This window comes from Sphingopyxis sp. FD7 (genome assembly GCF_003609835.1).
Taxonomy (GTDB): domain Bacteria; phylum Pseudomonadota; class Alphaproteobacteria; order Sphingomonadales; family Sphingomonadaceae; genus Sphingopyxis.
Genome location: NZ_AP017898.1, coordinates 2570985 through 2596321, shown reverse-complemented (window position 1 = coordinate 2596321; position 25337 = coordinate 2570985). Strand labels below are relative to the sequence as shown.

The window sequence follows — 25337 nt, the reverse complement described above, 5'->3', positions numbered from 1 at the left end:
CGCTACGCTCCTCGCAATGACGCGGTTGTCAGGCCGTCCCGCCGACGGTCAGTCCGCTGACCAGCAGGGTCGGCTGGCCGACGCCCGCGGGGACGCTCTGGCCCGCCTTGCCGCACACACCGATGCCTTCGTCGATCGCCATGTCGTTGCCGATGCCCGTGACCCTGGTGAGCACGCTCGGCCCGTCGCCGATCAATGTTGCGCCCTTGATCGGATCGCCCAGCTTGCCATTCTCGATCTTGTACGCCTCGGTGCAGGAAAAGACGAACTTGCCCGACACGATGTCGACCTGTCCGCCGCCGAAGCTCTTGGCGAAGATGCCGGTTCTGACGCGGCTCAGCAGTTCGGCGGGATCGTCCTGGCCCCCGCGCATGAAAGTGTTGGTCATGCGCGGCATCGGCGCATGCGCGAAGCTTTCGCGACGACCGTTGCCGGTGGGTTCGACCCCCATCAGCCGCGCGTTGAGCCGGTCCTGCATATAGCCTTTCAAGATACCGTCTTCGATCAGCACGGTCTCGCCCGTCGGCGTGCCTTCGTCGTCGATGCTCAGCGAGCCGCGGCGGCCGCCGCCGATCGGGCTCTCCATCGCGCCGTCATCGACCACGGTGACGCCGGGTGCGGCAACGCGCTGCCCGATGCGGCCCGAAAAGGCGCTGGTGCCCTTGCGGTTGAAATCACCCTCGAGTCCGTGACCCACCGCTTCGTGGAGCAGCACGCCGGGCCAGCCGGGGCCAAGCAGCACGGTAAACTCGCCCGCGGGGGCGTCGACGGCGCGCAGGTTGGCAAGCGCTTGGGCGAGCGCCTCGTCGATCGCGCGGTTCCACTGCGCCTCCTCGAACAGGTGGTCGTACATGTAGCGGCCGCCGAGGCCGAAATAACCGCTTTCGCGCCGCCCTTTCTCCTCGACGACGATCGAGACGTTGAGCCGAACGAGCGGTCGGATGTCGGTCGCGAGGAAACCGTCGGCGCGGACGATCTCGACCACCGACCAGCTTCCCGCGAGCGCGACCGACACCTGCACGACGCGCGGATCGCGCGCGCGCGCGGCGGCGTCGACCTGCTGGCACAGCGCGACCTTCTTCGCGAAGGGGATGAGGTCGAGCGGATTCGCCTCGTCATAGAGATGGCGGTTGGTGCGCGGCGGCGGACCTGCGGGCGCCTGTTTCGCCGGATCGAGCAAGGCAAGCGTTTCGGCCGCGCGGCGGATGGCTCCAGCGCTGATGTCGCTGGCGTGGGCGAAGCCCGTCATCTCCCCCGACACGGCGCGGAGGCCAAAGCCCGCGTCGGTCGAATAGTCGGCGGTCTTGAGCCGCCCGTCGTCGAAGCCGAAGCTCTCGGTCGCGCGATATTGCAGGTAAAGCTCGCCATCGTCGGCCCTGGCCAAGGCCTCGCGCGCGAGCTTTTGCGCCAGATCGGGGTCGAGCGCATCGGCGCGGTAGAGGAAGCGGCGGGGGTCGGTCGGGCTTGTCATCGGACCGATATAGGGACGTCGGGCCGTGGGCGCAAAGGCTGTTGGGCGTGGAAGGGGGTGGTGGTGGGAAGAGGTCGGCTTCGGAGCGCGGAGCGGTCGGCGCGGCCCCGGCGCAATCGGTCCAAAGGTCAGGAAAGGTCAGCCTTGTGCGGCCGCCGATTGGCCGCGCCCGGCGCGCAGGTCGCGCGCGATTGATGCGCGTGCTTTCACGCCGGGCGGCGAGCGCTTTGTCCACATTTGAAAGAGCCGGGACGAAGGCTGGCGCAGCCGGGCCATGTAGGACAGCTTTTTGTGGCGGATAGCGGCTTTGGGGTGGATTCCGGCCTTTCCCTTATCCGTCATCCCGGCGAAGGCCGGGATCTCGTCGGTGCGGTAAACCGATTGGGTGAGATCCCGGCCTTCGCCGGGATGACGATAGAGTTGAGGGCAGCTTCCGGTCGCTTTCCGACCTAAAGATAATTCACGGTCAGCGTGAAGGTCCCGCTGTAATCGCCCGGCGGCTGGTTCGCGGGCACGGTGAGCGTTCCGCCGATATAATAGGTCTGCACCCCGCTGGGCAGCAAGGTCGCGCCGAGCAGGGCGACGCCGCCGCCGCTGGTCGTCGCGGCGCGGACGAGGCTGGCGATCATCGGCGCCGCGCCGCCGCCCGCGCGTGTCAGCGTGACCGAGGTGCTGCCCGATACGAAGATCAGCAGCCGTCCGCCGGTCCCCACAAATGTCGCGCGATGCGCGCCGCCGCCGACCGGCGTGACGCCGCCGCCAGTGGTGCGCGCGTTGGTGACGGGGCTTACCGTCACCGTGCCGCCCGTCGGCCCGCTGACCAGCGTTCCGAAATCGAGATCGTCGGTCTTGATGAGCGTGTTCGGCCGGACGACCGCGGCGTTGGCGATCGCGTTGCCGTCCGCCGCAGCTGCCGGAGCGGACAGCATGGCGCCCGCTGCGGCCAGGACGGCGACAGACAGGATACAGCGTGCCCTGCCGAAAATCCTGGTCCCTTTCATCCCCACCGATTCTGCTCCTGCCTGACACAGATATGCCAGCAGCGCGTTCATCGGCGATGCACAGCTTTGGTAAAGCGGGCGTTTACCCTTGGGGCATCAGGCCTGGTCGGCGACGCCGCCGATCAGGATGAAGCGGCGGTCGCAATAGCCGCAATCGACGAAGCCGGTGTCGGGGTCGATTTCGAGCCACACGCGTGGATGGCCGAGCGCCGCATCGGCGAGGCCGTCGCCGGTGCCGTCGCAGGCGATGCGGGTTCTGGACGTGCGGATCGTTTCGGGTGCGGGTGCGGGCTGGGTCATCGACCGCGCCCATAGCAAGCGCGCGAAGGCTGGGCAATCGGGTGCGCGCATCGCCTGAGGAGGACTATGACGGCACCGGTGCAAGCCCCGTCCGGGTGCCAGTGGTCCCCCGGTGCCGTCGCCCCCCCCACAGAAGCTCTAAAGATAGTTGAGCGTAATCGAGAAGGTGCCGCTATATTCGCCCGGCGCCTGGTTCGCCCCGACCTCGAGCGTCGCGCCGACGGGGAAGTTGTAGTTGCCAAGCGGCGAAGTAATGCGAAAGCGCGTCGGCCGGGTCGACAGGATCGCGGTCGGGGTGCTGCCAATTTCGAAATTGCGGACGCGCATCCGCGTGCCCGGCCCGGTGATCCAGATGCTGTTCGATCCCAGCGAGATATTGACCTGGCGGTTGAAACCGCCGAGCCCGGCAAAGCGCGCTGGTTCGCCGTCATCGCCCGCCAGCGTGACGCCGCCGGTGCGGCTGCGCGATCCGTCGGGGTGGATGCGCACGGTGCCCGCACTCGCCGACGGGACGATGTCGCCGAAGTCGAGGTCATTGACCTTGAAGAAGGAAAGCGGACGAAGCACGATCGCTTCGGCCTCGGCCTGCGTATCGGTCTGCGCCACAACCGGCGGTGCGGCGGTGGACGCGATCAGAATCGCAAAGGCGGTCAGGCCGCGCTGCATCGGCAGCGGGCAAAAGATGTGGCTGGTCCTCACGGCCCTGCTCCTAGCCGCGAGTTTCCAATTTATCGTTAACGGGCAGTTCGGTATCAAATGCCGCCTTTCGTCGACACGGTCGCGCCGCTATGGAAGCGGCCATGACCGAAGCCGCGATCCGCATCGACGCCGTCTCCAAAATCTATGCCGGCGGCAAGCAGGCGCTCGACAAGGTCAGTTTCGACGTACCGCGGGGCGAGATTTTCGGGCTGCTCGGCCCCAATGGCGCGGGCAAGTCGACGCTGATCAACATCCTCGCGGGCCTGGTCAACAAGACCAGCGGCCATGCGAGCATCTGGGGCTTCGACATCGACGCCGATCCCAGAAACGCCAAATACTCCATTGGCATCGTCCCGCAGGAGATCGTCTTCGATCCTTTCTTCACGCCCTATGAGACGCTGGAGAATCAGGCGGGGCTTTATGGCGTGCCGAGGGGAAGGCGCATTTCGGACGAGCTGCTCGCCGCGGTGCATCTGTCCGACAAGCGCGACGCCTATGCGCGCACACTGTCGGGGGGCATGAAGCGGCGCCTGCTCGTCGCCAAGGCGATGGTGCATTCGCCGCCGATCATCGTCCTCGACGAGCCGACCGCGGGGGTCGACATCGAACTCAGGCAGCAGCTTTGGGGCTATGTGCAGTCCTTGAACGACCGCGGCGTCACGGTGGTGCTGACGACGCATTATCTGGAAGAGGCCGAGGAGCTGTGCGACCGGATCGCGATCATCAACCATGGTCGGCTGATCGCGAACAAGCCGACGCGCGAGCTGGTCGATATGGCGCGCGAGAAGATCGTTGTGGTGACCCTGGATGCGGACGTGACCGAACTGCCGTCGCACGCTGCCTTCGACAAGGTCGAGCGCGAGGGTGAACGGGGGCTGGCCATCCATTACAACAAGGACCGCACCAATGCGGGCGAGGTGCTCGCCGCGGTCAACGCCATGGGGCATGGGATCGTCGACGTGTCGACGCGCGAGGCCGACCTTGAGGATGTGTTCCTCAATCTGACGCGCACGGCCAATGGGTGACCCTTTTTTGCCGTTCGCATCGAGCGAAGTCGAGATGCCCTGCCGCCTTGAGCCGCCGCGATGGGTGTCTCGACTTCGCTCGACACGAACGGGAATAGAGGTTGCTGGATGACGACCGAGAATAGCCACGATGTCATCATCGTCGGATCCGGCGCCGCTGGCCTCACCGCCGCGATCAGCCTTGCCGACCACTGCAAGGTGCTGGTGCTCGCGAAAGGCAACCTCACCGGCGGGTCGACCGCGTGGGCGCAGGGCGGTATCGCGGCGGTGCTCGACGCGGGCGACACGTTCGAGAATCATATCGAGGATACGATGGTCGCGGGCGCCGGGCTCAACCGGCGCGAGACGGTCGAGTTCGTCGTCGAGAATGCGCCGCAGGCGATCGCGCGGCTCGTCGAGATGGGCGTGCCCTTCAACATGGACGAAGGCGCGCTGCACCTGACGCGCGAGGGCGGCCATTCGCATCGCCGCATCGTCCATGTCGACGACGCGACCGGCTGGGCGGTGCAGGCGGCGCTATTGAAGACCGCCGAGGCGCATCCGAACATCACCCTGTTGCCGGGCCAGGCGTGCATCGACCTCATTACCGGGCGGCACGAGACACGCTATTCGGGGTCGGGACGCGTCTGGGGCGTCTATGCGCTCGACGAGGCGAGCGGGGAGGTCCACGCGCATGTCGGCCGCGCGACGATCCTCGCCAGCGGCGGCGCCGGGCGCGTCTATCAATTCTCGACCGCGCCCAGGGGCGCGACGGGCGACGGCATCGCGATGGCGTGGCGCGCGGGCGCGCGCGTCAGCAACATGGAAATGATGCAGTTCCACCCGACCTGCCTCTTCAACCTCGAGGTCAAGAATTTCCTGATTACCGAGGCGGTGCGCGGCGAGGGCGGGATTTTGAAGCATCCCGAAACCGGGCACCGCTACATGCCCGATTACGACCCGCGCGCCGAATTGGCGCCGCGCGACGTGGTGGCGCGCGCGAACGACGACCAGATCAAGCGTTACGGGCTCGACTATGTCCACCTCGACATCAGCCATCAGGATCCCGATTTCGTCGCCGGGCATTTCCCCAACATCCATGAAAAGCTGCTCGGCCTCGGCATCGACATGACGAAGCAGCCGATCCCCGTGGTGCCCGCGCAGCATTATACCTGCGGCGGCGTCCTGATCGACCTGGCGGGGCGCACCGACCTGCCGGGCCTCTATGCGGCGGGCGAATGCACCGAAAGCGGGCTGCACGGCGCGAACCGCCTCGCGTCGAACAGCCTCCTTGAATGTTTCGTGTTCGGCGAGGCGGCGGCGAAGGACATCATCGCGCGCTGGGACCGGCTCGAACCGCCGCCCGCGATCCGCGCATGGGACGAAAGCCGCGTCACCGATTCGGACGAAGAGGTCGTCATCAAGCAGAACTGGACGGAAATCCGCCGCTTCATGTGGAACTATGTCGGCATCGTGCGCACGACGAAGAGGTTGGAGCGCGCGCAGCATCGCATCAAGATGATGACCGACGAGGTCGAGGATTATTACGGCCATTTCCGGGTCACGACCGACCTGATCGAGCTCAGGAACCTGCTGCAATGCGCGGAGCTGATCGTGCGGAGCGCGCTCCACCGCAAGGAGAGCCGCGGGCTGCATTATACGCTCGATTACCCCGACATGCTGGCCGAGCCGGTCGATACGGTGCTGGTGCCGTGATTGCAGCCTGGCTCAAAGAGTTTCTCGTTGCTCCACCTGCGGCCGTTGGCCCAATAAGCAACGAGCGTTCATTGCAGTTGGAACTGGCCGTTGGATTTAGAGAGGCCGGTTTTCAGGTCGAGTTTGAAAAATGCCTGCGAGTGCCAAGGCTCCATGGCTCTACGCTCAAGCCGAAGATAAATTTGGACTTGTTCGTCACAATGGACGGCAAAAGATATGCTGTCGAACTTAAGGTTCCCGTGAATGGCCAGCATCCCGAGACGATGTATGCCTTTTGCGCTGACATAGAGTTTGTCGAGGCAATTGTTCGAGCGGGTGAAGCGGACTCTGGCGTCGCGCTAATGCTTACGGATGATGATGTGTTTTGGCGTGATTCGGGCCGGGGGAGCTGGATTCACAACCATTTCCGGGTAGCGGGTTTGCCTGTGACGGGGCCAATTCAAAGGCCCACAGGTGCCAAAGATTCCAGAGTTGTGCTGGCGGGGATCTATGACATTGCCAGCTGCTGGGGACCTATTTGTAGTGATCGTCTACTTCCAGAATCGCGCTGTCTGATCGTGGAAGTTGCATAGTTAAGTTCCGAACCCCTCGCTCAGGAACCGCTCGGCCAGCGCCGCGTGCAATGCCGCGCCGCGCGCCATCACCTTTTCGTCGAGTATCATGCGGTTGCTGTGGAGGCCGCAGCACGCCCGCCAGTCGCTACCCTCCTGGCTCGCGCCAAGCCAGAACATCGCGCCCGGCACCTTTTCGAGGACATAGGCGAAATCCTCGGCGCCCATCACCGGATTGTCCATCGTCAGCCACGCCGCTTCACCGAACACATCCTCGACGACGCGCTGGCCGAAAGCGGCGGCGCGGCTGTCGCAGATGGTGACGGGAAAGCCTTCTTCGATATGCACCTCGGCGGTGCAGCCATGCGCCTCGGCGATCGCGGGGGCGAGGCGCCTCAGCTCGCGCGCGACCATCGCCCGGCGCTCGGGTGACAGGGTGCGGATCGTGCCGAGCATCTCGGCGCTTTCGGGAATGATATTGTTCGTCGTCCCGGCCGCGATCTTCGCGATCGTGACCACCGCGGGATCGAAGACGGAAACCTTGCGCGTCACCATCGTCTGAATCGCGGTGACGATTGCGCAGGCGACGGGGATCGGATCGACCGCATCGTGCGGCATCGACGCATGGCCGCCCGCGCCCTTGACAGTGATCGAGAGGACATCGGACGAGGCGAGCAGCGGTCCCGCGCGCCCCGCGAAAATCCCATGCGGCGCGTTGGGCATGATGTGGAGCGCAAAGGCGGCGTCGGGCAGCGGGTCGATCAGCCCGTCCTCGAGCATGAAGCGCGCGCCATGATGCCCTTCCTCGCCCGGCTGGAACATGAACATCACCGTTCCGGGCAGTCGATCGCGCGCTGCGCACAGCAATTTCGCCGCGCCGACGAGCATCGCGACATGCGTGTCGTGCCCGCAGGCGTGCATCGCGCCGGTGGTTTCGGACGCGAAATCGAGTCCCGTATCCTCGACCAGCGGCAGCGCGTCCATGTCGCCGCGCAGCAGCACCGTGCGCCCGTTGGCGGGGCCGCGCAGGATCGCGACCAGCCCCGTGGTCGACGGTCCCTCGCGCAATTCGAGCGGCAGCCCGGCGAGGGCCTGCTTGATCTTGGCGAGCGTTTTCGGGTTCTGCAAACCAAGTTCGGGCTCGCGGTGGATGGCGCGGCGCAGGGTCACGAGATCGTCGAGCAGGGTTTCGGCCTCGGCGGGCCAAGGACTGGTGGTGTTAAGCGTCATGCGCGGCCTCTCGTTCCGGGGGTGGCGAGTATTCTGCCGCCGATCCGCCGCGAAGTCGAGCGCGCGGACGCTGACGCCCTCGTTCAGGCCAGCGTCGCCGCTCCACGCTGCTTTCGTCCCGCACTGACGCGCAATATGATGACTGCGACGACCAGTGCGACCGGTAGCGCGTACCAATCGCTCACCGGGATGCGCTTGCCGTTGGTGAAGATGAAGCTGAGCGCAACGATCCACGCCCCCCACCAGTGCAGTCGCGACCACAACTTGGAACCCAGTAGCTTGGCCATGCGGTCGAACGACGTAGCGGCGAGGAGCGCGATAAAGACATAGGCGGCGCCCCCGGTGGCGATCGATCTGGGGTTGGACAGCAGCCAGAACACGCTTGGATCGGATCTCCACAGCGCGATGATCGCCAGAGCGTGGATGAAGTGCGACATAGCGAAGCCAAGCCCAAGCTGGCGGCGGTTTCGACGGAGCCATCGAGTGAAGAGGCCGGGCCACAGCTTAAAGGCCGCCGACGCCGCAAAGGCGGCAAGGAACAGCACCAGCGAAGTGCGCGCGGTGGCGCGAATCACCATTCGATAGCCCTCGGTGTCCCAGCCGATGGCGAAGAGGAAGGCGAGCGCCATCGCGGCGAGCGCCAGAGTCAGCGTCCAGAACAGTCCCCAGCCCTCGGTCCAGCCTGATGGCGCCAGTGTTCCGGTTGTCGTCGCCGTCATCACATCCTCCCTCTTCAAGCCTAGTAATGCTAGGTATAACTTGAATACCTAGCGTTGCAAGGCTAAATTGGTCGACATGTCTGCCGAAATGCTCAAGGGGCACCTCGACGCCGTGCTGCTCGCCACGATCGGCGACGACGCGTTGCACGGCTATGCGATCATCGAGGCCATCCGTGCGCGCAGCGGTGGCCGTTTCGATCTGCCCGAGGGCACGATCTATCCGGCGCTGCACCGGCTCGAACTCGCCGGGCTGCTCGCGAGCCGCTGGGTGCAGCCCGACGGCGGGCGCAAACGCCGGGTCTATTCACTGACCGATAGCGGTCGCCGCTCGCTGGTCGAACGGCGCGCGGGCTGGCAAAGCTTTGCCACCGGCATCGACCGGGTACTGGGCGCGCGAACATGAAGGGGCCGATCGCCGCCTATCTCAACGAACTCGACGATGTTCTGGCGTTCGATCCCAGCCTGTCACGCCGGGTGCGTGATGAGATCGAATCGCATCTCTGGGATACCGCCGACCAGGTGGGCGAGGCCGCCGCGGTGCAGCGCTTCGGGCGGCCCGCGGACATTGCGCGCGCCTATGCCGAGGCGGCACTGCCCGACCGACTGCGGGGCACGTGCGTGGCGGCCGCGCTGCTTGGCGGCGGAACCCTGCTGCTGATGCGGCTGCGGACGGTCGTCCTCGATATTCCGGGCAGCGCTGATCCGCTGACCTGGCTCGATCGCGGCGGGTTACTAGCGGCGCTGGTGTGCATCGGCGCGGCGTGGTGGATTGCGCCGCGTCGCCGGATCGCGCTGGTGCGCCGCTGGCTGCATTTCGCCGCCGGGAGTCTGGCGCTATCGGTCGGGGCGAGTTTGGTGCGCGCGTTTCAGGGTGCGAGCGGGGATATGGCGTATGCGTTGATCGTCGCGACGGGGCTGGTCGAATTGCTGCTGCTCACCGTGCTGATGGCACAGCTTGCGCGGCTCGATCGCTACGCGCAGCGGCTGGCCTCCTAACACGTCCCCCCAACTAACGCGTCCCCCCAAACAACTGCCGCCCCGCCAGATCGAGCATGATTTCCTCGCTGCCGCCGCCGATGGCATTGACGCGGACTTCGCGGTAGATGCGTTCGACCTTGCTGCCGGTGATGTAGCTGGCGCCGCCGAGGATCTGCGCCGCCTCGCGCGCGACATGCTCCAGCATCCGGGTCGCCTGCACCTTCAGCATCGCGAAGTCGGCGGGGCGGGCCCTGTCCTCTTTGACCTGCCAGGCGCAGAGGTCGACCCAGGCCTGCGTTGCTTCGATCTGGCGTTCCATGTCGGCGAGCTTGATGCGGATCGACTGGTGGCCGACGAGCGGGCGGCCAAAGGTCTGGCGGTTCTGCGCCCATCCGGCCGCCTCGGCCATCGCGACGCGGGCGTAGGCGCAGCAGCCCATCGCCATGCCGAGCCGCTCGCTGTTGAAATTGCGCATGATGCCGATGAAGCCGGCATTTTCTCGCCCGATCAGGTTGGCGGCGGGGACGCGCACATCGCTGAAATGAATGGCGGCGGTATCGCTGCACCGCCAGCCCATCTTGTCGAGCCGCGTGCGTTCGACCCCCGGCGCGTCCATGTCGATGAGCAGCAGCGAGATGCCGCCAGCGCCCGGCCCGCCGGTGCGGACCGCGCAGGTCAGCCAGTCGGCGCGCATGCCCGACGTGATGAACATCTTGCCGCCATTGACGATGTAGCTGTCGCCGTCCTTCCTGGCGGTTGTCTTGAGGTTCGCAACGTCGCTGCCGCCGCCCGCTTCGGTGATGCCGAGCGCGATGATCCTCTCGCCCGCCAGCACCGGCGGCGCGACGCGCCGCTTCAATTCTTCCGAACCCAGGGCAAGGATCGGCGGCAGGCCGATGCCATGCGTCATCAGCGACGCGCCAAGCCCGCCCGCGCCCACCGCTGCCAGTTCCTCGGTGACGACGAGGCCGTGAAAAATGTCGAAACCCTCCGAATGGCCACCATATTCCTCAGGATAGCGCAGGCCAAGAATGCCCGCCTCGGCGGCCTTTTTGTGCAGTTCGCGCGGCAGCTCGCCTTCGGCTTCCCAGCGGTCGATATGCGGCGCGATCTCGCGCTCGACGAAGCGGCGGACGCTTTGCGCCAGCGCGTCGTGGGTCTCGTCATAATAGGGCGAACGGGCGCGCCAGTCGTCGAAAGCTGTCATGGGGGCGATGCTGCGCGGGGTTTACGTAAACGTCAAGGTGCGTTTGCTCGCGAGATGCGGCGACGGAAAAATCTCACGCAAAGGCGCAAAGAAGAAAATCTCAAACGAAGACACAAAGAGCGCGTGCGATTGATAATTGGCCGCCGCAGGCGACCATGATGGCGCTTCGCGCCGATTCTCGCCCAGTCGGCATTTTCTTCCGCTGCCCTCTTTGTAACTTCGCGCGAGATCGCCATTCTTCTTCTTTGCGCCTTTGCGCCTCTTGCGTGAGACAAGAAGGCGCGACCTTGCGGGCGCACGCTTGCGCTGCGCAAACAAGTGGTTAGGGTCGCGCGCCATGAAAAAAGCCTCCCTGCTCGTCGGCCTTGCCGCTTTCGCCCTTACCGCCACTCCCACCGCCGCCCAGACCTCGCCCGAGGCGGTGGCCGAGGCCGCGCTCAGGAAGGCGCCGGTGTTCGACGGGCATAATGACGTGCCCTGGGCGTTGCGCGCGCGTGTCGATAACGTCATCAATGATTTCGATTTCGTCGATACGACCGACACCGCGACCGAGGACCGGATCGCGATGCACACCGACCTCAACCGGCTGCGCCGCGGGCATGTCGGCGCGCAATTCTGGTCGGTCTATGTCCCATCGACCACCAATGAAGCGAAAGCGGTGCAGCAGACGATCGAACAGATCGACGTGATGCGGCGGCTGGTCGCGCGTTACCCCGCCCGGTTGATGCTTGCGGGCGATGCGGCGGAGCTTGAAAAGGCGATGAAGGCGGGCAAGGTCGCCGGGATGCTGGGGATCGAGGGCGGCCATTCGATCGGGTCGAGTCTGGCGGTGCTGCGCGAAATGTACGGCATGGGGGTGCGGTACATGACGTTGACCCACGGCAGGAATGTGCCCTGGGCCGACAGCGCGACCGATGCGCCGGAACATGACGGCCTCACCGATTTCGGACGCCAGGTGGTGCAGGAGATGAACCGCATCGGCATGATCGTCGATTTGAGCCACGTCAGCGAAGCGACGATGCAGGATGCGCTTGCGGCGTCGAGGGCGCCGGTGATGTTCAGCCATTCGGGCGTGCGCGCGGTGAACGATCATCCGCGCAACGTTCCCGACAGCGTGCTGCCCGCGGTCAAGGCGAATGGCGGGATCGTGATGGTCGTGTTCCTGCCCGGCTTCCTCGACGCCGATGTCCGCGCGCACGGCCTCCGCCGCACCGCCGAAGAGGCACGGCTGAAGGCCATGTATCCCGGCGATCCCGCGGCGGCCGCGGCGACGCTGAAGGCGTGGGACGACGCGAACCCCGCCCCGAAAACGCAGGTCGCGAGGGTTGCCGACCATATCGACCATCTGAAGCGCACGATCGGCGTCGACCATATCGGGCTTGGCGGCGACTATGACGGCATGGATTCGGCGCCGGTGGGGATGGAGGATGTCGCGGGCTATCCGGCGCTGTTCGTCGAACTGGCGCGGCGCGGCTATTCGCAGGCCGAACTTGAAAAGATCGCGAGCGGCAACATGCTGCGCGTGCTGAAAGCGGTCGAGGCCCATGCGGCAAGGCAGAAGGGACAGCCGCCGATCGAGACGCCGGCCGCAAGTTAAAAGTCCCCCCCCCTTGATGGGGGAGGGTTGGGTGGGGGTGAGGTTGCCGGCGTACGCTTTTGCCCGCGACCTCACCCCCACCGCTGCGCCCCGGACTTGATCCGGGGCTCGCCGCTTCCCCCATCAAGGGGGAGGGGCTTTCCTTTTCCCGAACGGCCACTCGACCGCGCCGCTCGCCCATAGCGCCCACCAGATGATGAACGGCTGCGCGGCGAGGCGCGGGCCATGATACCACCAGCCGAGCGTCTCCCCGCCGATCGCGACATTGGCGAGCGCGTGGTGGACATTGGCGGGCCAGACGCACAGCGCATAGAGGGCGAGGCCCCAGCCGGCGGCCTTGCGGGTGGCGGGGATCATCAGCCCGATCGCGCCCGCGATCTCGGCGATCCCGGTCGCCGCGACGACCAGATCGGGGCGCGGCACCCACGGCGGGGTGATCGCGACAAAAGGTTCCGGTGTCGCCAGATGCCGCCACCCCGCATAGCCGAAGGCAAGCGCGAGCAGCCAGCGCAGCGCGGTGCGGATGCGCTCGGTCATCGCCCGATCGCGGCGAGCATCGCCTCGACGCTGGTGAACTTCTCACGCGGGTTGCCGTCGAGCGCCGCCGCGACTTCCGCCGCCTCGATCCGGCGCCAGTCGCGAAAGGTGACGGGCGCAACGCCCCGGCTGGCGAGCAGCGCGTCGAGCCCCGGCCGTCCCGCCTTGCCCGCGCCGCGGCCGATGTCGTCCAGCACCATTTCGGCGATGCGCGCGCCGTCGGGCTTGTTGGTGCCGATCGTCCCCGACGGCCCGCGCCGCGCCCAGCCCACGCAATAGAGGCCGGGCAATATCCGCCCCTCGTCGTTCGCAAAGCGGCCGCGACCATGTTCATAGGGCACGCCGGGGATCGGCGGCGTCTGATAACCGATGCAGCTGATCACCAGCCCCGCGTCGATGGCATAGGTTTCCCCCGTGCCATGGCTGCGCAGATCGGCGTCGAGCGCGGTCTTTTCGACGATCACGCGCCGAACGCGACCCCCATTTTCCTGGCTGCCCTCGATCGCAACCGGCATGGCAAAGAAGTCGAAATCGATCGTCACGGGCTTGGCGACGGGATTGGCGGCGAAGCTGCGCAGGTGCGTGACCGACTTGCGCATTCCCGGTTCGAGCAGCGCGTCGTCGCCCTCGTCGGGCAGATCGGCGGGGTCGACGCGCGGGCTGGCGCGCTCCAGATGCGCGAGTTCGCCCAGCTCCTTGGGCGTCATCGCGATCTGATGGGGGCCACGGCGGCCGAGGATGTGGATATGCCGCACCCCGCTGGCGGCGAGCGCCGTGCGCGCGTGCGCGACGATGTCGCTACCGGCGAATTCGGAAGGCGTCTTGGCGAGGATGCGTGCGACGTCGAGCGCGACATTGCCATTGCCGATCACCGCGACGCCGGGGGCGTCGAGCGGCGGATTCAGATCGGCAAAATCGGGGTGGCCGTTGTACCAGCCGACAAAGGCAGCACTGCCGATCACACCGGGCCGGTCGGCGCCGGCTATGTCGAGCGGCCGGTCGTTCGGTGCGCCCGTCGCCAGCACGACCGCGTCGTACAGCACCACCAGCTCGTCGATGCTGACGTCGGTGCCGACCGCGACATGGCCGACGAAGCGGACATTGTCGGTCAGCGCGACGCCCTCATAACGGCGCGACACCGCCTTGATCGACTGGTGATCGGGCGCGACGCCGGTGCGGATCAGGCCATAGGGGACGGGCAGCCGGTCGATGACGTCGACCGCGATGTCGTCCGCCTTCTGCAATGTTTCGGCGGTATAATAGCCCGCCGGACCCGACCCGACGATCGCGACATGACGCATCAGCCCACTCCTATGCGGGCGCCTGCGCCGGGGCGCGGCCCCCCTTGTTATGCGGGCGATGCTAGCGGCGAAATGCCGCAGGGCAAGCAGACTGTTGCCGATGGGCGCAGCGGCCTTGACAGCCCGCGCGCCTGATCATATTGCGCGCCCCTCTTTGCCCCGTCGTCTAATGGTAAGACTACGGATTCTGATTCCGTCTATCGAGGTTCGAATCCTCGCGGGGCATCCATTTTCTTCTGACAGGCCAACCCAAATCCTGCCGCCGGTCGCGCTATGCAGGTGCGCCGCGATCTCGCAAAAAAAAAACGCCGCCCATGTGCATCCGAAACGCGCGGCCGCACCGTCCAGTCGATGATCGGCGCGCTTGCCGATCCGGGCGGCGGCCTTGCGCGGTCATGGAAGCTGTGCTCCCCGGTGCGGATCATCCGTGCCCCGGCGCGGGCCGCCACCCGTTTTCACCACGCTGTCCGGTGTCAAGGAGAATATGCGTTGATGGACCAGTTGATCACCACCGCGGCGACGGCCTCGAGCGCCCCCGCCATGTCGGCCGCGGCGCCGCCCGCCACGGCCGTTGCCGTGCCCGTCGCCGGCGCACAGTCAATCAGCCCGGCCGATGTCGCGGCCTATATCGACCCGCGCGATATTGCCGCCTTTCTGCCGCCGCCGCCGCCAACCACCGAATTGGTGGCGATCAGCGACAGCTTTTTCAACGCCGTCGAGAATGCGACGTTCGTTGCGCTTTTCATCGTCGGATTTTTCCTGCTGGCGCGGCTGCTTCATGCGTGGATGCTCCATCGCTCGATCCGCCGGGCGCTCGAGGCAAAATCGGAGGCCGTGACCCCGCTGATCGACAAGCTCAACAAGCCATATGAGCATCTGGGCGGTCAGCGCACCGACGCGCCCGGCGATGACCGCAACGCGCTGGTCCTGCTCGCGATCGGTCTCGCGATGGCGGGTTTCGGACTGATCCAGGGGCATGAGCAATTGATCCGCATTTCGGCGGGCGCCGCGCTTTTCCCCGCCTTTGTCGGAGCGGCGCTGCTGGTCCGTCGCCGCCTGGCGCGCAGCGCCGCTGTCGAGGAGCGCGCCGCTGCGTGACGGGGGAGAGGCCGATGAAGATTGGGCGCTCAGCCAGCGTGTCGCGAGGGGCGATCGCGCCGCATTCCAGCTCCTGGTGCTGCGGTACGAGGGGCGGGTGCGGGCGTTCCTGGCGCGGGCCGCGGGATGCGACGCCGACGATCTGGCGCAGGAGGCTTTCGTTCGCGCGTGGCAGCGGGCGGGCGAGTATCGGGGGCAGGGACGTTATGCGGCATGGGTCATGGGAATCGGCTGGCGCCTGTTCCTCGACCAGCGGCGCACGGCACGGCGGCGCGCCGCCATCGCACGCGATGACGAAGCGCACGCGACGTCGACCGACCCGCGGTCGGCCAGCGACGCGGCCGTCGACGCCGACCGCCTGCTGGCGGCGCTGTCGCCGCAGGAGCGCGCGGCGCTCACCTTATGCATCGGCCACGGTTGCTCGCATGGCGAGGCCGCCGCGATCATGGGCGTGCCGCTCGGCACGCTCAAATCGCTTGTCTTGCGCGGGCGCGCGAAGGCGCAGAAAATGATCGCCGGAGAACCGACGCCATGACACAGCCAAGCGAAGCCGACGCCGACGCTCTTCTTGCGGCGATGCTGGCGCCGCCCGATCGGCCGGGCGACCGGGGGTTCGTGCAGCGCATCGACCGTTCGATTGACGCGCAGGCGGCGTACAAGCGGGCGCGCGGGCGTTTCTGGCGCAGCTTTGCGTTTGAAGCGCTCGCGGCGGGTGCGCTGCTGGCCGCGCTCTGGCTCCTGTCGTCGGCGCCGCTGCTCGCGCCGCTGGCCGGTCCGGGCGAGTGGAAGCTCGCGTCGCCGCTGCTGCTCGTGCTGCTGCTGTGGCTCGGTACGCAGCGCTGGCGTCAGGCCTGACCGCCCGGCGCCTGTTCGTCGTCGATCCCCTGATATTTGAGCTGGAGATAGCGTTCGCGCGTCGCGAGCTTGTCGAGTTCGCCCGCGGCGAGGCTGCGCGCGGCATTGCCGATCTCGCTTTCGAGCATTTTCAGGCCGCCAAGCAAGGTTTCGTCAGGGGTGCGCCCGGCATGCGCTTCCTTGCGCAGCCCCGCCGGGATGCGCTGATAACCCGCGACGAGTTCGGGGAGGTCTTCGCCCACGAGCTTGCGGATGTTCGCGGCGGCAGGCGTCGCGGGATCGAGCGTCTGGAGCTGCGGCGCGAGCAGGTCGAGCTGGACGCCGATGCCGTCGACCAGCTGGCGCGCGGGCGCGGGGAGCGCGGGCCGCTGCGTTTCCAGCCAGATTTCGGTGCGCCCGGCGAGCTGTTTCAAATCGGTTTTCGGCAGGTCCGCCTGCCGCGGTTCGGGGAAGGGCGGCCATTTGCCTAAGAGTATCGCGACGCCGACAAGCAGGACGAACAGCGCGAGCAGTCCGGTGAAGCCGAGCGGCTGGATCAGCGCGCCGAACAGTGCGGCGCCGAGTAGCAGCACGCCCCCCGCGATCAGCATCCGGCCGAGCTTCCTGTAAAGATGCTGGCGGCGCAGCGCGACGCTCTTGGTGCCGATCGGTCGCTGTCGTTCGCGCGACCGTTCGATCGCGGCTTCGGCCGAAAGGCGGATCTTGTCGACCTCGCTCATGCTCATCGGTTCGCCGTCACCCTTCGATCGCCGCGAGCGGGCTGTCGCCGCCGCCGACGCTCGCCTGCGCCTGGGCGGCGCCCTCGGCGCGCGCGATATAGCCCTTCGACTTGGCGACCTCGCCCTCCAGCGTGTTGACCGTGGTTTTCATGCTGTCGAGCGCCTTCAGCTTGAAGGTGTCGATCGCGTCCATCGTGTCATAGATATTCTGGAAGGCGCGTTGCAGCGTTTCCATCGGGATCGTGCTCGACGCCGCCTGCTCGTGGATGCGCGCGGTGTTGTCCTTCAGCATCTTCGACGTGCCGTCGATGATGTTCGCGGTGGTGGTGTTGAGCGCGGTGATCTGTTCGAGCACAAGCTTCTGGTTGGTCATCGCCTGCGCGACGGTGATCGCGGTCTTCAAGGCGCCGACCGTGGTGGTGCTGGCGCGCTCGACGCCCTTCACCAGCTCGATATTGTTCTTCTTGACCAGATCGAGCGCGAGATAACCCTGCACCGTCACCGCCATCTGCGTCAGCAGATCCTGCGTCCGCTGGCGCGCATAGAAGAGCGCATTTTCGCGCAGCACCTTGGCCTTCGCAGGGTCGATGCCGTCGAGTTCGGCGGCCTTTTCCTCGAGCTTGCGGTCGAGCGTCTGGGCGATATGGACCATCTGCTCCAGCTTGCCCATCGCTTCCCACAGCTTGCGGCGTTCGACGTCGATGGCGGCATTGTCCATCAACAGCTCGTCCTTGCCGTTCGCCAGCGCGGTCAGTACGCTCGAGATGTGCGACTGGGCGCTGCGATATTTGGCGAAATAATTGGTGACGCTGCTGCCGAACAATTTGTCGAGCAGGCCGCGCTTGGAAATCAGCTTGCCGTTTGCCGACGGGTCGAGCCGCTCGACGGTGTTGCGCAGCTCGATCAGATTCTGGCCGATGTCGGTGTCACGGTCCATCGCCTTGATCGGGCGGTCGAGAAAACGGTTCGACTGGTTCGCCGCTTCCAGCATTTCCTTGCGGCCCATATTGGTGATCTGGTCGACCTTTTGCCCGAAGGCGGGCGAATTGACGTCCTGCGCAACCAGATCGTCGATGAAGCCATCGACGCGCTCTTCGAGCTTCGATTTCTGCTCGGTCGACAGCGGCACGAGGCCCGCCGCCTTGTCGGGCGTCACGGCGGGCACGGGTTCGGGCGGCGTCAGTTTCAGCTCGTCGGTCGCGGTCGCCGTTGCGGTCACTTCGCTCATTCGTCTTCCTTCCAGCCCCAAGAGAGATGTCAGGGCCGCCCGCCTATATGGCATGCGGCACTGTATTATACAAGCATTACACTTGTCCTGTCCTTTTCAATCCCGGCGCAATCCATGCCGACACGATCAGTTGCGCCATATGATAAACGAGGATCGGCACCAGCACCATGCCGGCGATTGCGGGCGGGAACAGCGTCGCCGCCAGCGGCGCGCCGACCGCGATGCTTTTCTGCGCGCCCGCGAAGAGCAGCGTGATGCGATCGGGTCGCGCAAGCCGCAGCAGTCCGCCGAGCGCCCAGGCTCCCCCGAAGGACAGCGCCAGCATCAACGCGGTGACAGCGAGAATGATAGCGATCTCACGCTCGTCGAGCTGGTCCCAGATGCCCGCGACGACCGCGGCCGAAAAGGCGACATAGACGGCGATCGCGATCGCCGTGCGATCCATGGCGGTGGCAAGGCCGCGGTGCGCGAGCGCCCAGGGACGAAGCCAGCGCTGTGCAAGCTGTCCGATCAGGAAGGGAAGGAGCAGGACCGACACGATGCGCAGCACCGCCGCGCCCTGAATTGCGCCCGCGCTGCCGGCGAGCAAGGCAAAGAGCAACGGTGACAGCGCGACCCCGATCAGATTGAGCAGCGCGGCGGCGACGACGCTCGCGGCGACATTGCCCCCCGCCATCGAGGTGGCCGCGGTCGCCGACTGAACCGTCGAGGGCAGGACGCCGAGGAACAGGAAGCCGAGTGCGAGCGTCGTCGGCAGCAGAGGCGCGAGAGCGGCCTGCGCGGCGAGGCCCAGCAAGGCCATGGCGCCGAAGCAGAAAAGAAGCGCTGCGCCCTGAAGTTTCCAGTTGCGCACGCCATGCAGCACCTCGTCGCGCGGAAGGCGGACGCCGTTCAGAAAAAAGAGCAGAACGACCGCCGCCGTCGAAAACGCCTCTGCGACCGGTACCGCCGCGCCGCGCACCGGCAGCAGGCTCGCGAGCAGAATCGTCGCAAGCAGCAGAAGAACGAAACGGTCGGGGAAGATGCGGTCTAGCATTGCAGCAGGCGATGGCCGTGGCGGGGACGATTGGCAAGACGGCAGGAGGCGCTAGAGAGGCATAATGTCATATATGCTGATCCTTGCCGCACTTCCCGAAGAGAGTGACACATTGTTCCCCGGAGCCGGGGACAGGGATGACGGCCCCTTCGCCGTCCGCCGTCTCGCCGTGCATCGCCATGATGTCGCCATCGCGACCTGCGGGCTTGGCAAGGTCAATGCTGCGCTGTGCGCGGGTGCCCTCGCGCGCGATGCCGACCTCATTCTGATGAGCGGCACCTGCGGCGCGCTTGGCGCGGCGCCGGGCGCTTACTGGATCGCCGAAGCCTTGCAGCATGATTATGGCGCGACGCATCCCGGCCGCTTCCGGCGCTACCGCGCGGGCGACTGGCCGATGGGCGAGCCGGGGGAGGCGCACTTCGCCGCGATGCCCGATCCGGGGCTGGGCCTGCCTCACGCGCGCATCGCCAGCGGCGACAGCTTCGTCGCCTCCCCCGACGCCGCCGCCGACCTCAAATCGCTCGGCGCCACGCTCGTCGATATGGAGGTTGGCGCGGTCGCGCAGGCGGCGATGCGGCTCGGCAAGCCATGGGCGGCGATCAAGGCGGTGACCGACGAGGCGAATGGCGACAGCGGCGGTGATTTCCACGCGAACCTCGTCCGCGCCGCGCGCGCCGCGGGGCAAGAGATCGAGCGACTGGTCGCGATGCTTTGATCCGTTTCGCCCCGGTCGCTTCTGTGGTAGACTGACCCTCTCCAGACCGAGGAGCGACACGCCATGCGGTACTACCGGTCATCCATGTCCCTGCTCGCGGCTTGCGCGGCGCTGGCGGCGCCTATCGCTCTTGCGGCGGGCGGCGGCGGTGGGGGAGGCGGCGCGCCGCCGAGCCAGAGCAGCTATGACCCGACGATCGACTATAAAAAGGGTGTCGAAGCCTTTGCCGCAGGCCGCTATGCCGAGGCGGCGAAGGCTCTGAAAAAGGTTGTCGCGGCCGTCCCCAGGAACCCGCAGGCCAATTATCTGCTCGGCGCCAGCCATCTGGCGCAGGGCGATTATTCCCGCGCGGTAAAGCCGCTCGAAACAGCGGTGCGCCATGACGGGAAAATGGTCGAGGCGCGCCGCGATCTTGGCGTCGTGCAGGCGAGACTCGGCAAGGCCGACAAGGCCGACAAAGAGCTGCAAGCGCTCAAGATGATGCAGGAACAGTGCGCAGCCAGCTGCGCCGATGCGGCAAAGCTTGCCGATGCGATCGCCAGGCTGGAGGCAGCCATCGCCGCGGGACCGCAGGCGCGGGCCGCGGTCGCGCCCGATATGCACCTGCCATCCGCCGCCGCGCTCGATCCCATCTATGTCGCGGCTGTCGCGCTCATCAACGAACGCCGTTACGAAGCGGCGATCGCAAAACTCGATGCGGCGCTGTGGGCGGCGGGGCCACACCCCGATGTGCTGACCTATCTCGGCTTCGCGAACCGCAAGCTCGGGCGTCACGACGCGGCCGAAGCCTATTATCGCGACGCGCTTGCGATCGCGCCGACGCACCGCGGCGCGATCGAATATTATGGCGAACTGAAGCTCGAACGGGGCGATGTTGCCGGGGCGAGGGCGCATCTGGCGCGACTCGACGCGATCTGTGGATTCGGCTGCAACGAAGCCGATGAACTGCGACGCTGGATCGAGGAGAAAGCGCCATCGGCAGGCTGAACCGGTGCACCGGCGGCATGGCGGTCGCGCTGGCTCTGGCTGTTCCCGCCGCCCCCGCCGCCGCGCCGCCGCCGTTCGAGACGTTGCGCTGGACGGCGCCGGGAGCCGAGCTTGCCGTCCTTACGACCCAGCCTGCGGCATGTTTGGGCAGCGCTTCGGTCGAAATACAGGCGGGGGAGGCGCTGTTCAACAGCCCCCGACTGCTCGGCGGACAGGCCGCCAAAGCCGGGCTGAGCTGCGCCGGTTGCCACGTCAACGGGCGCGACAACGCACATTTCCTGATGGCGGGCGTTTCGGATCGGGCTGGCACGGCCGATGTTACGCACAGTTTCTTTGGCGCCGCGCGCGGCAATGGCCGCTTCGACCCCGTCCGCATTCCCGATCTGGCGCGGCCGGGCAAAGTGTCGCGCGATTCGGCGGACGGAGTTCTGGAATCCTTTGTCCGCGCCTTGATTGTCGACGAATTCGCAGGCCGCGAACCGACGCCGGCGATGCTCGCCGCCATTGCCGCCTATGTGCGCGCGATCGCCCCCTGTCCCGATGGCGACCCGCCTGTTGGACGCGCGCTCGACGACCAGCTGCGGCTGACCGTCTCGGCGCTGCGCGGCGCGATCGGCATGGCGCGGCGCGGCGATGGCGCTGCGGCGCGCGCGCTGCTGGCCGCGGCGCGCCATCAGCTGGGACTGATCGCCGAACGCTATCCGGCCCCGGCGTTCGGCGCCGAGCGGCGCGACCTTCTGGCGGCCTCGCGCGCGCTGGCGGACCTGGAAGGAAAGGCGGCCGAGGGGGACGGTTTCACGACCGCGCTCTCGACGTGGCGGGCGGCGTTCGAGAATGGCCTTGCGCGGCGGCTGCGCCGCCACGAGGCGCGATCCCTATACAATCCGGCCAACCTCGCTTTTGTTGCGCCGCAGCAGGATAATCGCTAAGGGCGCGCGCAGCCACGGCGCTGCCGCTCATCTCCACAAAAGGCCTCTTTTCCCATGTCGCTCCGCAATATCGCCATTATCGCGCACGTCGATCACGGCAAAACCACGCTCGTCGATCAACTCTTCCGCCAGTCGGGCACCTTTCGCGACAACCAGCGTGTCGAGGAAAGGGCCATGGATTCCAATGACCTGGAGAAAGAACGCGGGATCACCATCCTGGCGAAATGCACCAGCGTCGAATGGGGCGAGGGCGACAAGGCGACGCGTATCAACATCGTCGACACGCCGGGCCACGCCGATTTCGGCGGCGAGGTCGAGCGCATCCTGTCGATGGTCGACGGCGTCATCCTGCTGGTCGACGCCGCCGAAGGGCCGATGCCGCAGACCAAGTTCGTCACCGGCAAGGCGCTCGCGCTCGGTCTGAAACCCATCGTCGTCGTCAACAAGATCGACCGCAGCGACGCGCGCGCCGCCGAGGTGCTCGACGAGGTGTTCGAGCTGTTCCTGACGCTCGAGGCCAATGACGAACAGCTCGATTTCCCCATACTTTATGCCTCGGGCCGCGGCGGCTATGCCTCGCCCGACCCCGAAGCGCGTGAGGGCACGCTCGAGCCCTTGTTCCAGACGATCGTCAGCCATGTCCCCGCGCCGGGGCTCGACGAAAATGCGCCCTTCACCTTCCTCGCGACTTTGCTCGACCGCGACAATTTCATCGGCCGCATCCTCACCGGCCGCGTCCAGTCGGGCACGGTCAGGGTCAACCAGCCGATCCACGCGCTCGACATGGACGGCAAGGTGATCGAGACCGGCCGTGCATCGAAGCTGCTCGCGTTCCGCGGGCTCGACCGCGTGCCCGTCGACGAGGCGCGCGCGGGCGACATCGTCGCGATCGCCGGCCTCACCAACGCGACCGTCGCGAACACCATCGCCGACACCAGCGTCAGCGAACCGATCGCCGCGCAGCCGATCGACCCGCCGACGCTGTCGATGCGCTTTGCCGTCAACGACAGCCCGATGGCGGGGCGCGAGGGCAGCAAGGTGACGAGCCGCATGATCCGCGACCGCCTCTTCCGCGAAGCCGAAACCAATGTCGCGATCCGCATCACCGAAAGCGCCGACAAGGACAGTTTCGACGTCGCGGGCCGCGGCGAGCTTCAGCTTGGCGTGCTCATCGAAACGATGCGCCGCGAAGGCTTCGAGCTCGGCATCAGCCGCCCGCGCGTCCTCTATCAGACCGACGAAAACGGCCAGCGCACCGAACCCTATGAAACCGTCGTCATCGACGTCGACGACGAGCATAGCGGCACGGTGGTCGAGAAGATGCAGATGCGCAAGGCCGACCTCATCGACATGCGCCCGTCGGGCGGCGGCAAGACGCGCATCACCTTCAGCGGCCCGTCGCGCGGCCTGATCGGCTATCATGGCGAGTTTCTGTCGGACACGCGCGGCACCGGGATCATGAACCGCCTGTTCGAGAAATATGGCCCGTACAAGGGCGTGATCGAGGGCCGCAAGAATGGCGTCCTCATCTCGAACGGCAATGGCGAAGCCGTCGCCTATGCGCTTGGCCCCCTGGAAGAGCGCGGCATCCTGTTCGTGTCGCCCGGCGAGGCGCTGTACGAGGGGATGATCATCGGCGAAAACGCCAAGCCCGAAGACCTTGAGGTCAACCCGATGAAGTCGAAACAGCTCACCAACTTCCGCTCGACGGGCAAGGACGACGCGATCCGGCTGACCCCGCCGCGCCGCATGACGCTGGAGCAGGCGATCGCCTATATCGACGACGACGAGATGGTCGAGGTGACGCCGAAGAATATCCGCATCCGCAAGGCGATCCTCGATCCGCACGAGCGCAAGAAGGCGTCGCGGAAAAAAGAGGCGGCGTAAGATACAGACCGGCAGCCCGAAACGGCCGCCGGTTTTGTTTTGGGCGTTTCCTTTTCGGTTTCGTCATGCTGAACTCGTTTCAGCATCCATGGCCTGCGCTCTCGTTCGGCGCCGCGTTACCGGATAGGGCAGGCCATGGACCCTGAAACAAGTTCAGGGTGACGAAGAAAGCCGCGGGGCGTATGGCAGCAAACACATCATGCCCCGCCTGATCCTGTTCAACAAGCCTTATGGCGTGCTGTCGCAATTCACCGACAAGGGAACGACCGCACCCGTGGACGGCCCGCGCGCGACCTTGTCCGACTATATCGACGTGCCGGGCGTCTATCCCGCCGGGCGGCTGGACCGCGACAGCGAAGGCCTGCTCATCCTGACGGACGATGGCGCGTTGCAGGCGCGGATTTCGTCGCCGAAGCACAAGATGCCCAAAACCTATCTGGCGCAGGTCGAGGGCGAACCTGACGCCGCCGCGCTGGCGGCGCTGCGCCGTGGCGTCACGCTGAACGACGGCCCGACCCGCCCCGCCACCGTCCGCCGCATCGAGCCGCCAAAGCTGTGGGATCGCGACCCGCCGGTGCGATACCGCAAGAGCGTCCCCGACGCCTGGATCGAACTCACCATCACTGAAGGCCGCAACCGCCAGGTGCGGCGGATGACGGCGGCGGTGGGGTTTCCGACGCTGCGGCTGGTGCGGTGGCGGATCGGGGGGTGGGAGATCGGGGATTTGGCGGTGGGGGAATGGCGGACGGTCTGACAGCCGCCCGCCAGCCGGGGTCACTTGGTCGTATAGCCGCCGTTGACGAGGATTGTCTGGCCGGTCATCCACCAGCCTTCCGACACCAGCATCCGAATCCACGGCACGATATCCTCGATATGCGTCAGGCCGGTGGGGGTGAAAGGCGACAGCGCGGCGGCCGTCTTGTGATAGGCGACCGCCTCCGCGCCCTCGGCGGGGTAGAAGAAGGGGGTGTCCATCGGCCCCGGCCCGATCGCGGTCACCGAAATGCCGCGCTGGCCAAACTCCTTCGATGCGGCGCGGGTGAAATGCTCGACCGGCGCCTTGGTCCCCGCATAGGCGGCGTAGAAGGGCGTGTAGGCGCCGAGCAGCGAGGTGACGAGCGTGCAGATCTTGCCATTGTCATTGAGGTGCTTGCCCGCCTCTTTCAGAAAGAAAAAGGCGGTCTTGCTGTTCACCGCGGTCATTTCGTCATATTCGGCCTCGCTGATCTCGGTGAAGGGCTTTTTGAGCACCTTGCCGACGGTGTTGATCGCGATGTCGGGGCGCCCGACCGCCGCGATGGTGTCGGCGAACAGCTTTTCCATCGCCGACGCCGACGTGAGGTCGGCCTGGAAGGCGACGGCCTCGGCGCCCGCGGCGCGGATGGCGGCGAGCGTTGCCTCGGTCTCGGCGGCGGAGGCGGGACTGTTGTAATGCACCGCGACGGCCCTGGCGCCGTGCGCGGCAAGGTCGCGGGCGACGAGGCCGCCCAGATTCTTGCCGCCGCCCGCGATGAGCGCGACTTTGCCCTTGATGCTGTGATCCGTCATTGCTGGTCTCCTTGGTGACGGTGG

At 66.5% G+C, this 25337-nt stretch carries 28 protein-coding genes and 1 tRNA gene; 15 read left to right on the top strand and 14 right to left on the bottom strand.

Features of this window, described 5'->3' with window-relative positions; genetic code table 11:
- Positions 1–28 precede the first annotated feature (28 nt).
- The 4 genes from tldD to SPYCA_RS12305 form a co-directional block, all read right to left on the bottom strand.
- Positions 29–1471: a metalloprotease TldD gene (gene tldD / locus SPYCA_RS12320; protein WP_120220801.1), complete on the bottom strand. Its 1443-nt coding sequence runs from the start codon at positions 1469–1471 to the stop codon at positions 29–31.
- 449 nt (positions 1472–1920) lie between these two features.
- On the bottom strand, positions 1921–2472 hold the full coding sequence (locus SPYCA_RS12315; protein WP_232003674.1) for a DUF4402 domain-containing protein: 552 nt from the start codon (positions 2470–2472) through the stop codon (positions 1921–1923).
- 96 nt (positions 2473–2568) lie between these two features.
- Positions 2569–2772, bottom strand: a complete 204-nt coding sequence (locus tag SPYCA_RS12310) for a zinc-finger domain-containing protein (protein WP_120222316.1) — start codon at positions 2770–2772, stop codon at positions 2569–2571.
- 138 nt (positions 2773–2910) lie between these two features.
- Positions 2911–3471 carry a DUF4402 domain-containing protein gene (locus SPYCA_RS12305; RefSeq protein ID WP_232003291.1) on the bottom strand — a complete coding sequence of 187 codons (561 nt, stop codon included), beginning with the start codon at positions 3469–3471 and terminating at the stop codon, positions 2911–2913.
- A gap of 101 nt (positions 3472–3572) precedes the next feature.
- Between SPYCA_RS12305 and SPYCA_RS12300 the strand changes: the two genes are divergently transcribed.
- The 3 genes from SPYCA_RS12300 (at position 3573) to SPYCA_RS19070 (ending at position 6763) form a co-directional block, all read left to right on the top strand.
- Entirely contained in the window at positions 3573–4496 is a 924-nt protein-coding gene (locus SPYCA_RS12300) for an ABC transporter ATP-binding protein (protein ID WP_120222315.1), read from the top strand.
- Between the two features lie 108 nt (positions 4497–4604).
- Positions 4605–6191 (top strand): L-aspartate oxidase, encoded by a 1587-nt coding sequence (nadB, locus tag SPYCA_RS12295; protein WP_120220795.1) that lies wholly within the window; start codon positions 4605–4607, stop codon positions 6189–6191.
- Positions 6188–6763 carry a hypothetical protein gene (locus SPYCA_RS19070; RefSeq protein ID WP_146625135.1) on the top strand — a complete coding sequence of 192 codons (576 nt, stop codon included), beginning with the start codon at positions 6188–6190 and terminating at the stop codon, positions 6761–6763. The genes nadB and SPYCA_RS19070 overlap by 4 nt, the downstream gene beginning before the upstream one ends.
- On the opposite strand, the gene SPYCA_RS12285 is transcribed toward SPYCA_RS19070, so the two are convergent.
- Positions 6764–7972 (bottom strand): M20 metallopeptidase family protein, encoded by a 1209-nt coding sequence (locus SPYCA_RS12285; protein ID WP_120220793.1) that lies wholly within the window; start codon positions 7970–7972, stop codon positions 6764–6766. It lies immediately after the preceding gene.
- An 83-nt stretch (positions 7973–8055) separates the two neighbouring features.
- Positions 8056–8691, bottom strand: a complete 636-nt coding sequence (locus tag SPYCA_RS12280; protein ID WP_120220792.1) for a hypothetical protein — start codon at positions 8689–8691, stop codon at positions 8056–8058.
- Between the two features lie 76 nt (positions 8692–8767).
- Between SPYCA_RS12280 and SPYCA_RS12275 the strand changes: the two genes are divergently transcribed.
- The gene (locus SPYCA_RS12275) at positions 8768–9094 is read left to right on the top strand and encodes a PadR family transcriptional regulator (RefSeq protein ID WP_120222314.1); all 327 of its coding nucleotides are present in this window, start codon (positions 8768–8770) and stop codon (positions 9092–9094) included.
- Positions 9091–9687: an HAAS signaling domain-containing protein gene (locus SPYCA_RS12270; protein WP_120220791.1), complete on the top strand. Its 597-nt coding sequence runs from the start codon at positions 9091–9093 to the stop codon at positions 9685–9687. The genes SPYCA_RS12275 and SPYCA_RS12270 overlap by 4 nt, the downstream gene beginning before the upstream one ends.
- A gap of 13 nt (positions 9688–9700) precedes the next feature.
- On the opposite strand, the gene SPYCA_RS12265 is transcribed toward SPYCA_RS12270, so the two are convergent.
- Together SPYCA_RS12265 and SPYCA_RS12260 are read right to left on the bottom strand one after the other, a co-directional pair.
- Positions 9701–10876 carry an acyl-CoA dehydrogenase family protein gene (locus SPYCA_RS12265; RefSeq protein WP_120220790.1) on the bottom strand — a complete coding sequence of 392 codons (1176 nt, stop codon included), beginning with the start codon at positions 10874–10876 and terminating at the stop codon, positions 9701–9703.
- 21 nt (positions 10877–10897) lie between these two features.
- Entirely contained in the window at positions 10898–11215 is a 318-nt protein-coding gene (locus tag SPYCA_RS12260) for a hypothetical protein (protein WP_120220789.1), read from the bottom strand.
- Here SPYCA_RS12260 and SPYCA_RS12255 point away from each other — a divergent pair.
- Positions 11214–12473 (top strand): dipeptidase, encoded by a 1260-nt coding sequence (locus tag SPYCA_RS12255; protein ID WP_120220787.1) that lies wholly within the window; start codon positions 11214–11216, stop codon positions 12471–12473. The two genes, SPYCA_RS12260 and SPYCA_RS12255, sit on opposite strands and share 2 nt — an antisense overlap.
- A gap of 123 nt (positions 12474–12596) precedes the next feature.
- Here the strand turns inward: SPYCA_RS12255 and SPYCA_RS12250 are convergent, their stop codons facing one another.
- Entirely contained in the window at positions 12597–13010 is a 414-nt protein-coding gene (locus SPYCA_RS12250) for a DoxX family protein (RefSeq protein WP_120220785.1), read from the bottom strand.
- Positions 13007–14311: an FAD-dependent oxidoreductase gene (locus tag SPYCA_RS12245; RefSeq protein WP_120220783.1), complete on the bottom strand. Its 1305-nt coding sequence runs from the start codon at positions 14309–14311 to the stop codon at positions 13007–13009. Before SPYCA_RS12245 ends, SPYCA_RS12250 begins: the two co-directional genes overlap by 4 nt.
- 155 nt (positions 14312–14466) lie before the next feature.
- Between SPYCA_RS12245 and SPYCA_RS12240 the strand changes: the two genes are divergently transcribed.
- The 4 genes from SPYCA_RS12240 to SPYCA_RS12225 all read left to right on the top strand — a co-directional run bounded on the left by SPYCA_RS12240 (position 14467) and on the right by SPYCA_RS12225 (position 16264).
- Positions 14467–14540 (top strand) — tRNA-Gln (locus SPYCA_RS12240).
- A gap of 263 nt (positions 14541–14803) precedes the next feature.
- Positions 14804–15409: a hypothetical protein gene (locus SPYCA_RS12235; protein ID WP_146625134.1), complete on the top strand. Its 606-nt coding sequence runs from the start codon at positions 14804–14806 to the stop codon at positions 15407–15409.
- A complete protein-coding gene (locus SPYCA_RS12230) occupies positions 15336–15944 on the top strand; it encodes an RNA polymerase sigma factor (RefSeq protein WP_120220779.1) in 609 nt (202 codons plus the stop codon). The genes SPYCA_RS12235 and SPYCA_RS12230 overlap by 74 nt, the downstream gene beginning before the upstream one ends.
- Complete coding sequence (locus tag SPYCA_RS12225) at positions 15941–16264, top strand: hypothetical protein (protein ID WP_120220777.1); 324 nt, start codon at positions 15941–15943, stop codon at positions 16262–16264. The genes SPYCA_RS12230 and SPYCA_RS12225 overlap by 4 nt, the downstream gene beginning before the upstream one ends.
- Here the strand turns inward: SPYCA_RS12225 and SPYCA_RS12220 are convergent.
- The 3 genes from SPYCA_RS12220 to SPYCA_RS12210 all read right to left on the bottom strand — a co-directional run bounded on the left by SPYCA_RS12220 (position 16255) and on the right by SPYCA_RS12210 (position 19247).
- Positions 16255–16983, bottom strand: coding sequence for a hypothetical protein (locus SPYCA_RS12220; protein WP_232003289.1), 729 nt, complete (start codon positions 16981–16983; stop codon positions 16255–16257). The two genes, SPYCA_RS12225 and SPYCA_RS12220, sit on opposite strands and share 10 nt — an antisense overlap.
- Positions 16984–16999: 16 nt before the next feature.
- Positions 17000–18211: a toxic anion resistance protein gene (locus SPYCA_RS12215; RefSeq protein ID WP_120220773.1), complete on the bottom strand. Its 1212-nt coding sequence runs from the start codon at positions 18209–18211 to the stop codon at positions 17000–17002.
- A gap of 76 nt (positions 18212–18287) precedes the next feature.
- Positions 18288–19247: a bile acid:sodium symporter family protein gene (locus tag SPYCA_RS12210; protein WP_120220772.1), complete on the bottom strand. Its 960-nt coding sequence runs from the start codon at positions 19245–19247 to the stop codon at positions 18288–18290.
- A gap of 64 nt (positions 19248–19311) precedes the next feature.
- Between SPYCA_RS12210 and SPYCA_RS12205 the strand changes: the two genes are divergently transcribed.
- The 5 genes from SPYCA_RS12205 (at position 19312) to SPYCA_RS12185 (ending at position 24519) form a co-directional block, all read left to right on the top strand.
- Positions 19312–19962, top strand: coding sequence for a 5'-methylthioadenosine/S-adenosylhomocysteine nucleosidase family protein (locus tag SPYCA_RS12205; protein ID WP_120220770.1), 651 nt, complete (start codon positions 19312–19314; stop codon positions 19960–19962).
- A gap of 84 nt (positions 19963–20046) precedes the next feature.
- Positions 20047–20949, top strand: coding sequence for a tetratricopeptide repeat protein (locus tag SPYCA_RS12200; RefSeq protein WP_172595057.1), 903 nt, complete (start codon positions 20047–20049; stop codon positions 20947–20949).
- A 17-nt stretch (positions 20950–20966) separates the two neighbouring features.
- Positions 20967–21878: a hypothetical protein gene (locus tag SPYCA_RS12195; protein WP_120220767.1), complete on the top strand. Its 912-nt coding sequence runs from the start codon at positions 20967–20969 to the stop codon at positions 21876–21878.
- Positions 21879–21932: 54 nt separating this feature from the next.
- Entirely contained in the window at positions 21933–23765 is a 1833-nt protein-coding gene (gene typA, locus SPYCA_RS12190; protein WP_120220765.1) for a translational GTPase TypA, read from the top strand.
- Between the two features lie 199 nt (positions 23766–23964).
- Complete coding sequence (locus SPYCA_RS12185; RefSeq protein ID WP_120220763.1) at positions 23965–24519, top strand: pseudouridine synthase; 555 nt, start codon at positions 23965–23967, stop codon at positions 24517–24519.
- A gap of 20 nt (positions 24520–24539) precedes the next feature.
- Here SPYCA_RS12185 and SPYCA_RS12180 read toward each other — a convergent pair whose 3' ends face one another.
- Complete coding sequence (locus SPYCA_RS12180) at positions 24540–25313, bottom strand: SDR family oxidoreductase (RefSeq protein ID WP_120220761.1); 774 nt, start codon at positions 25311–25313, stop codon at positions 24540–24542.
- Between the last annotated feature and the right edge of the window lie 24 nt (positions 25314–25337).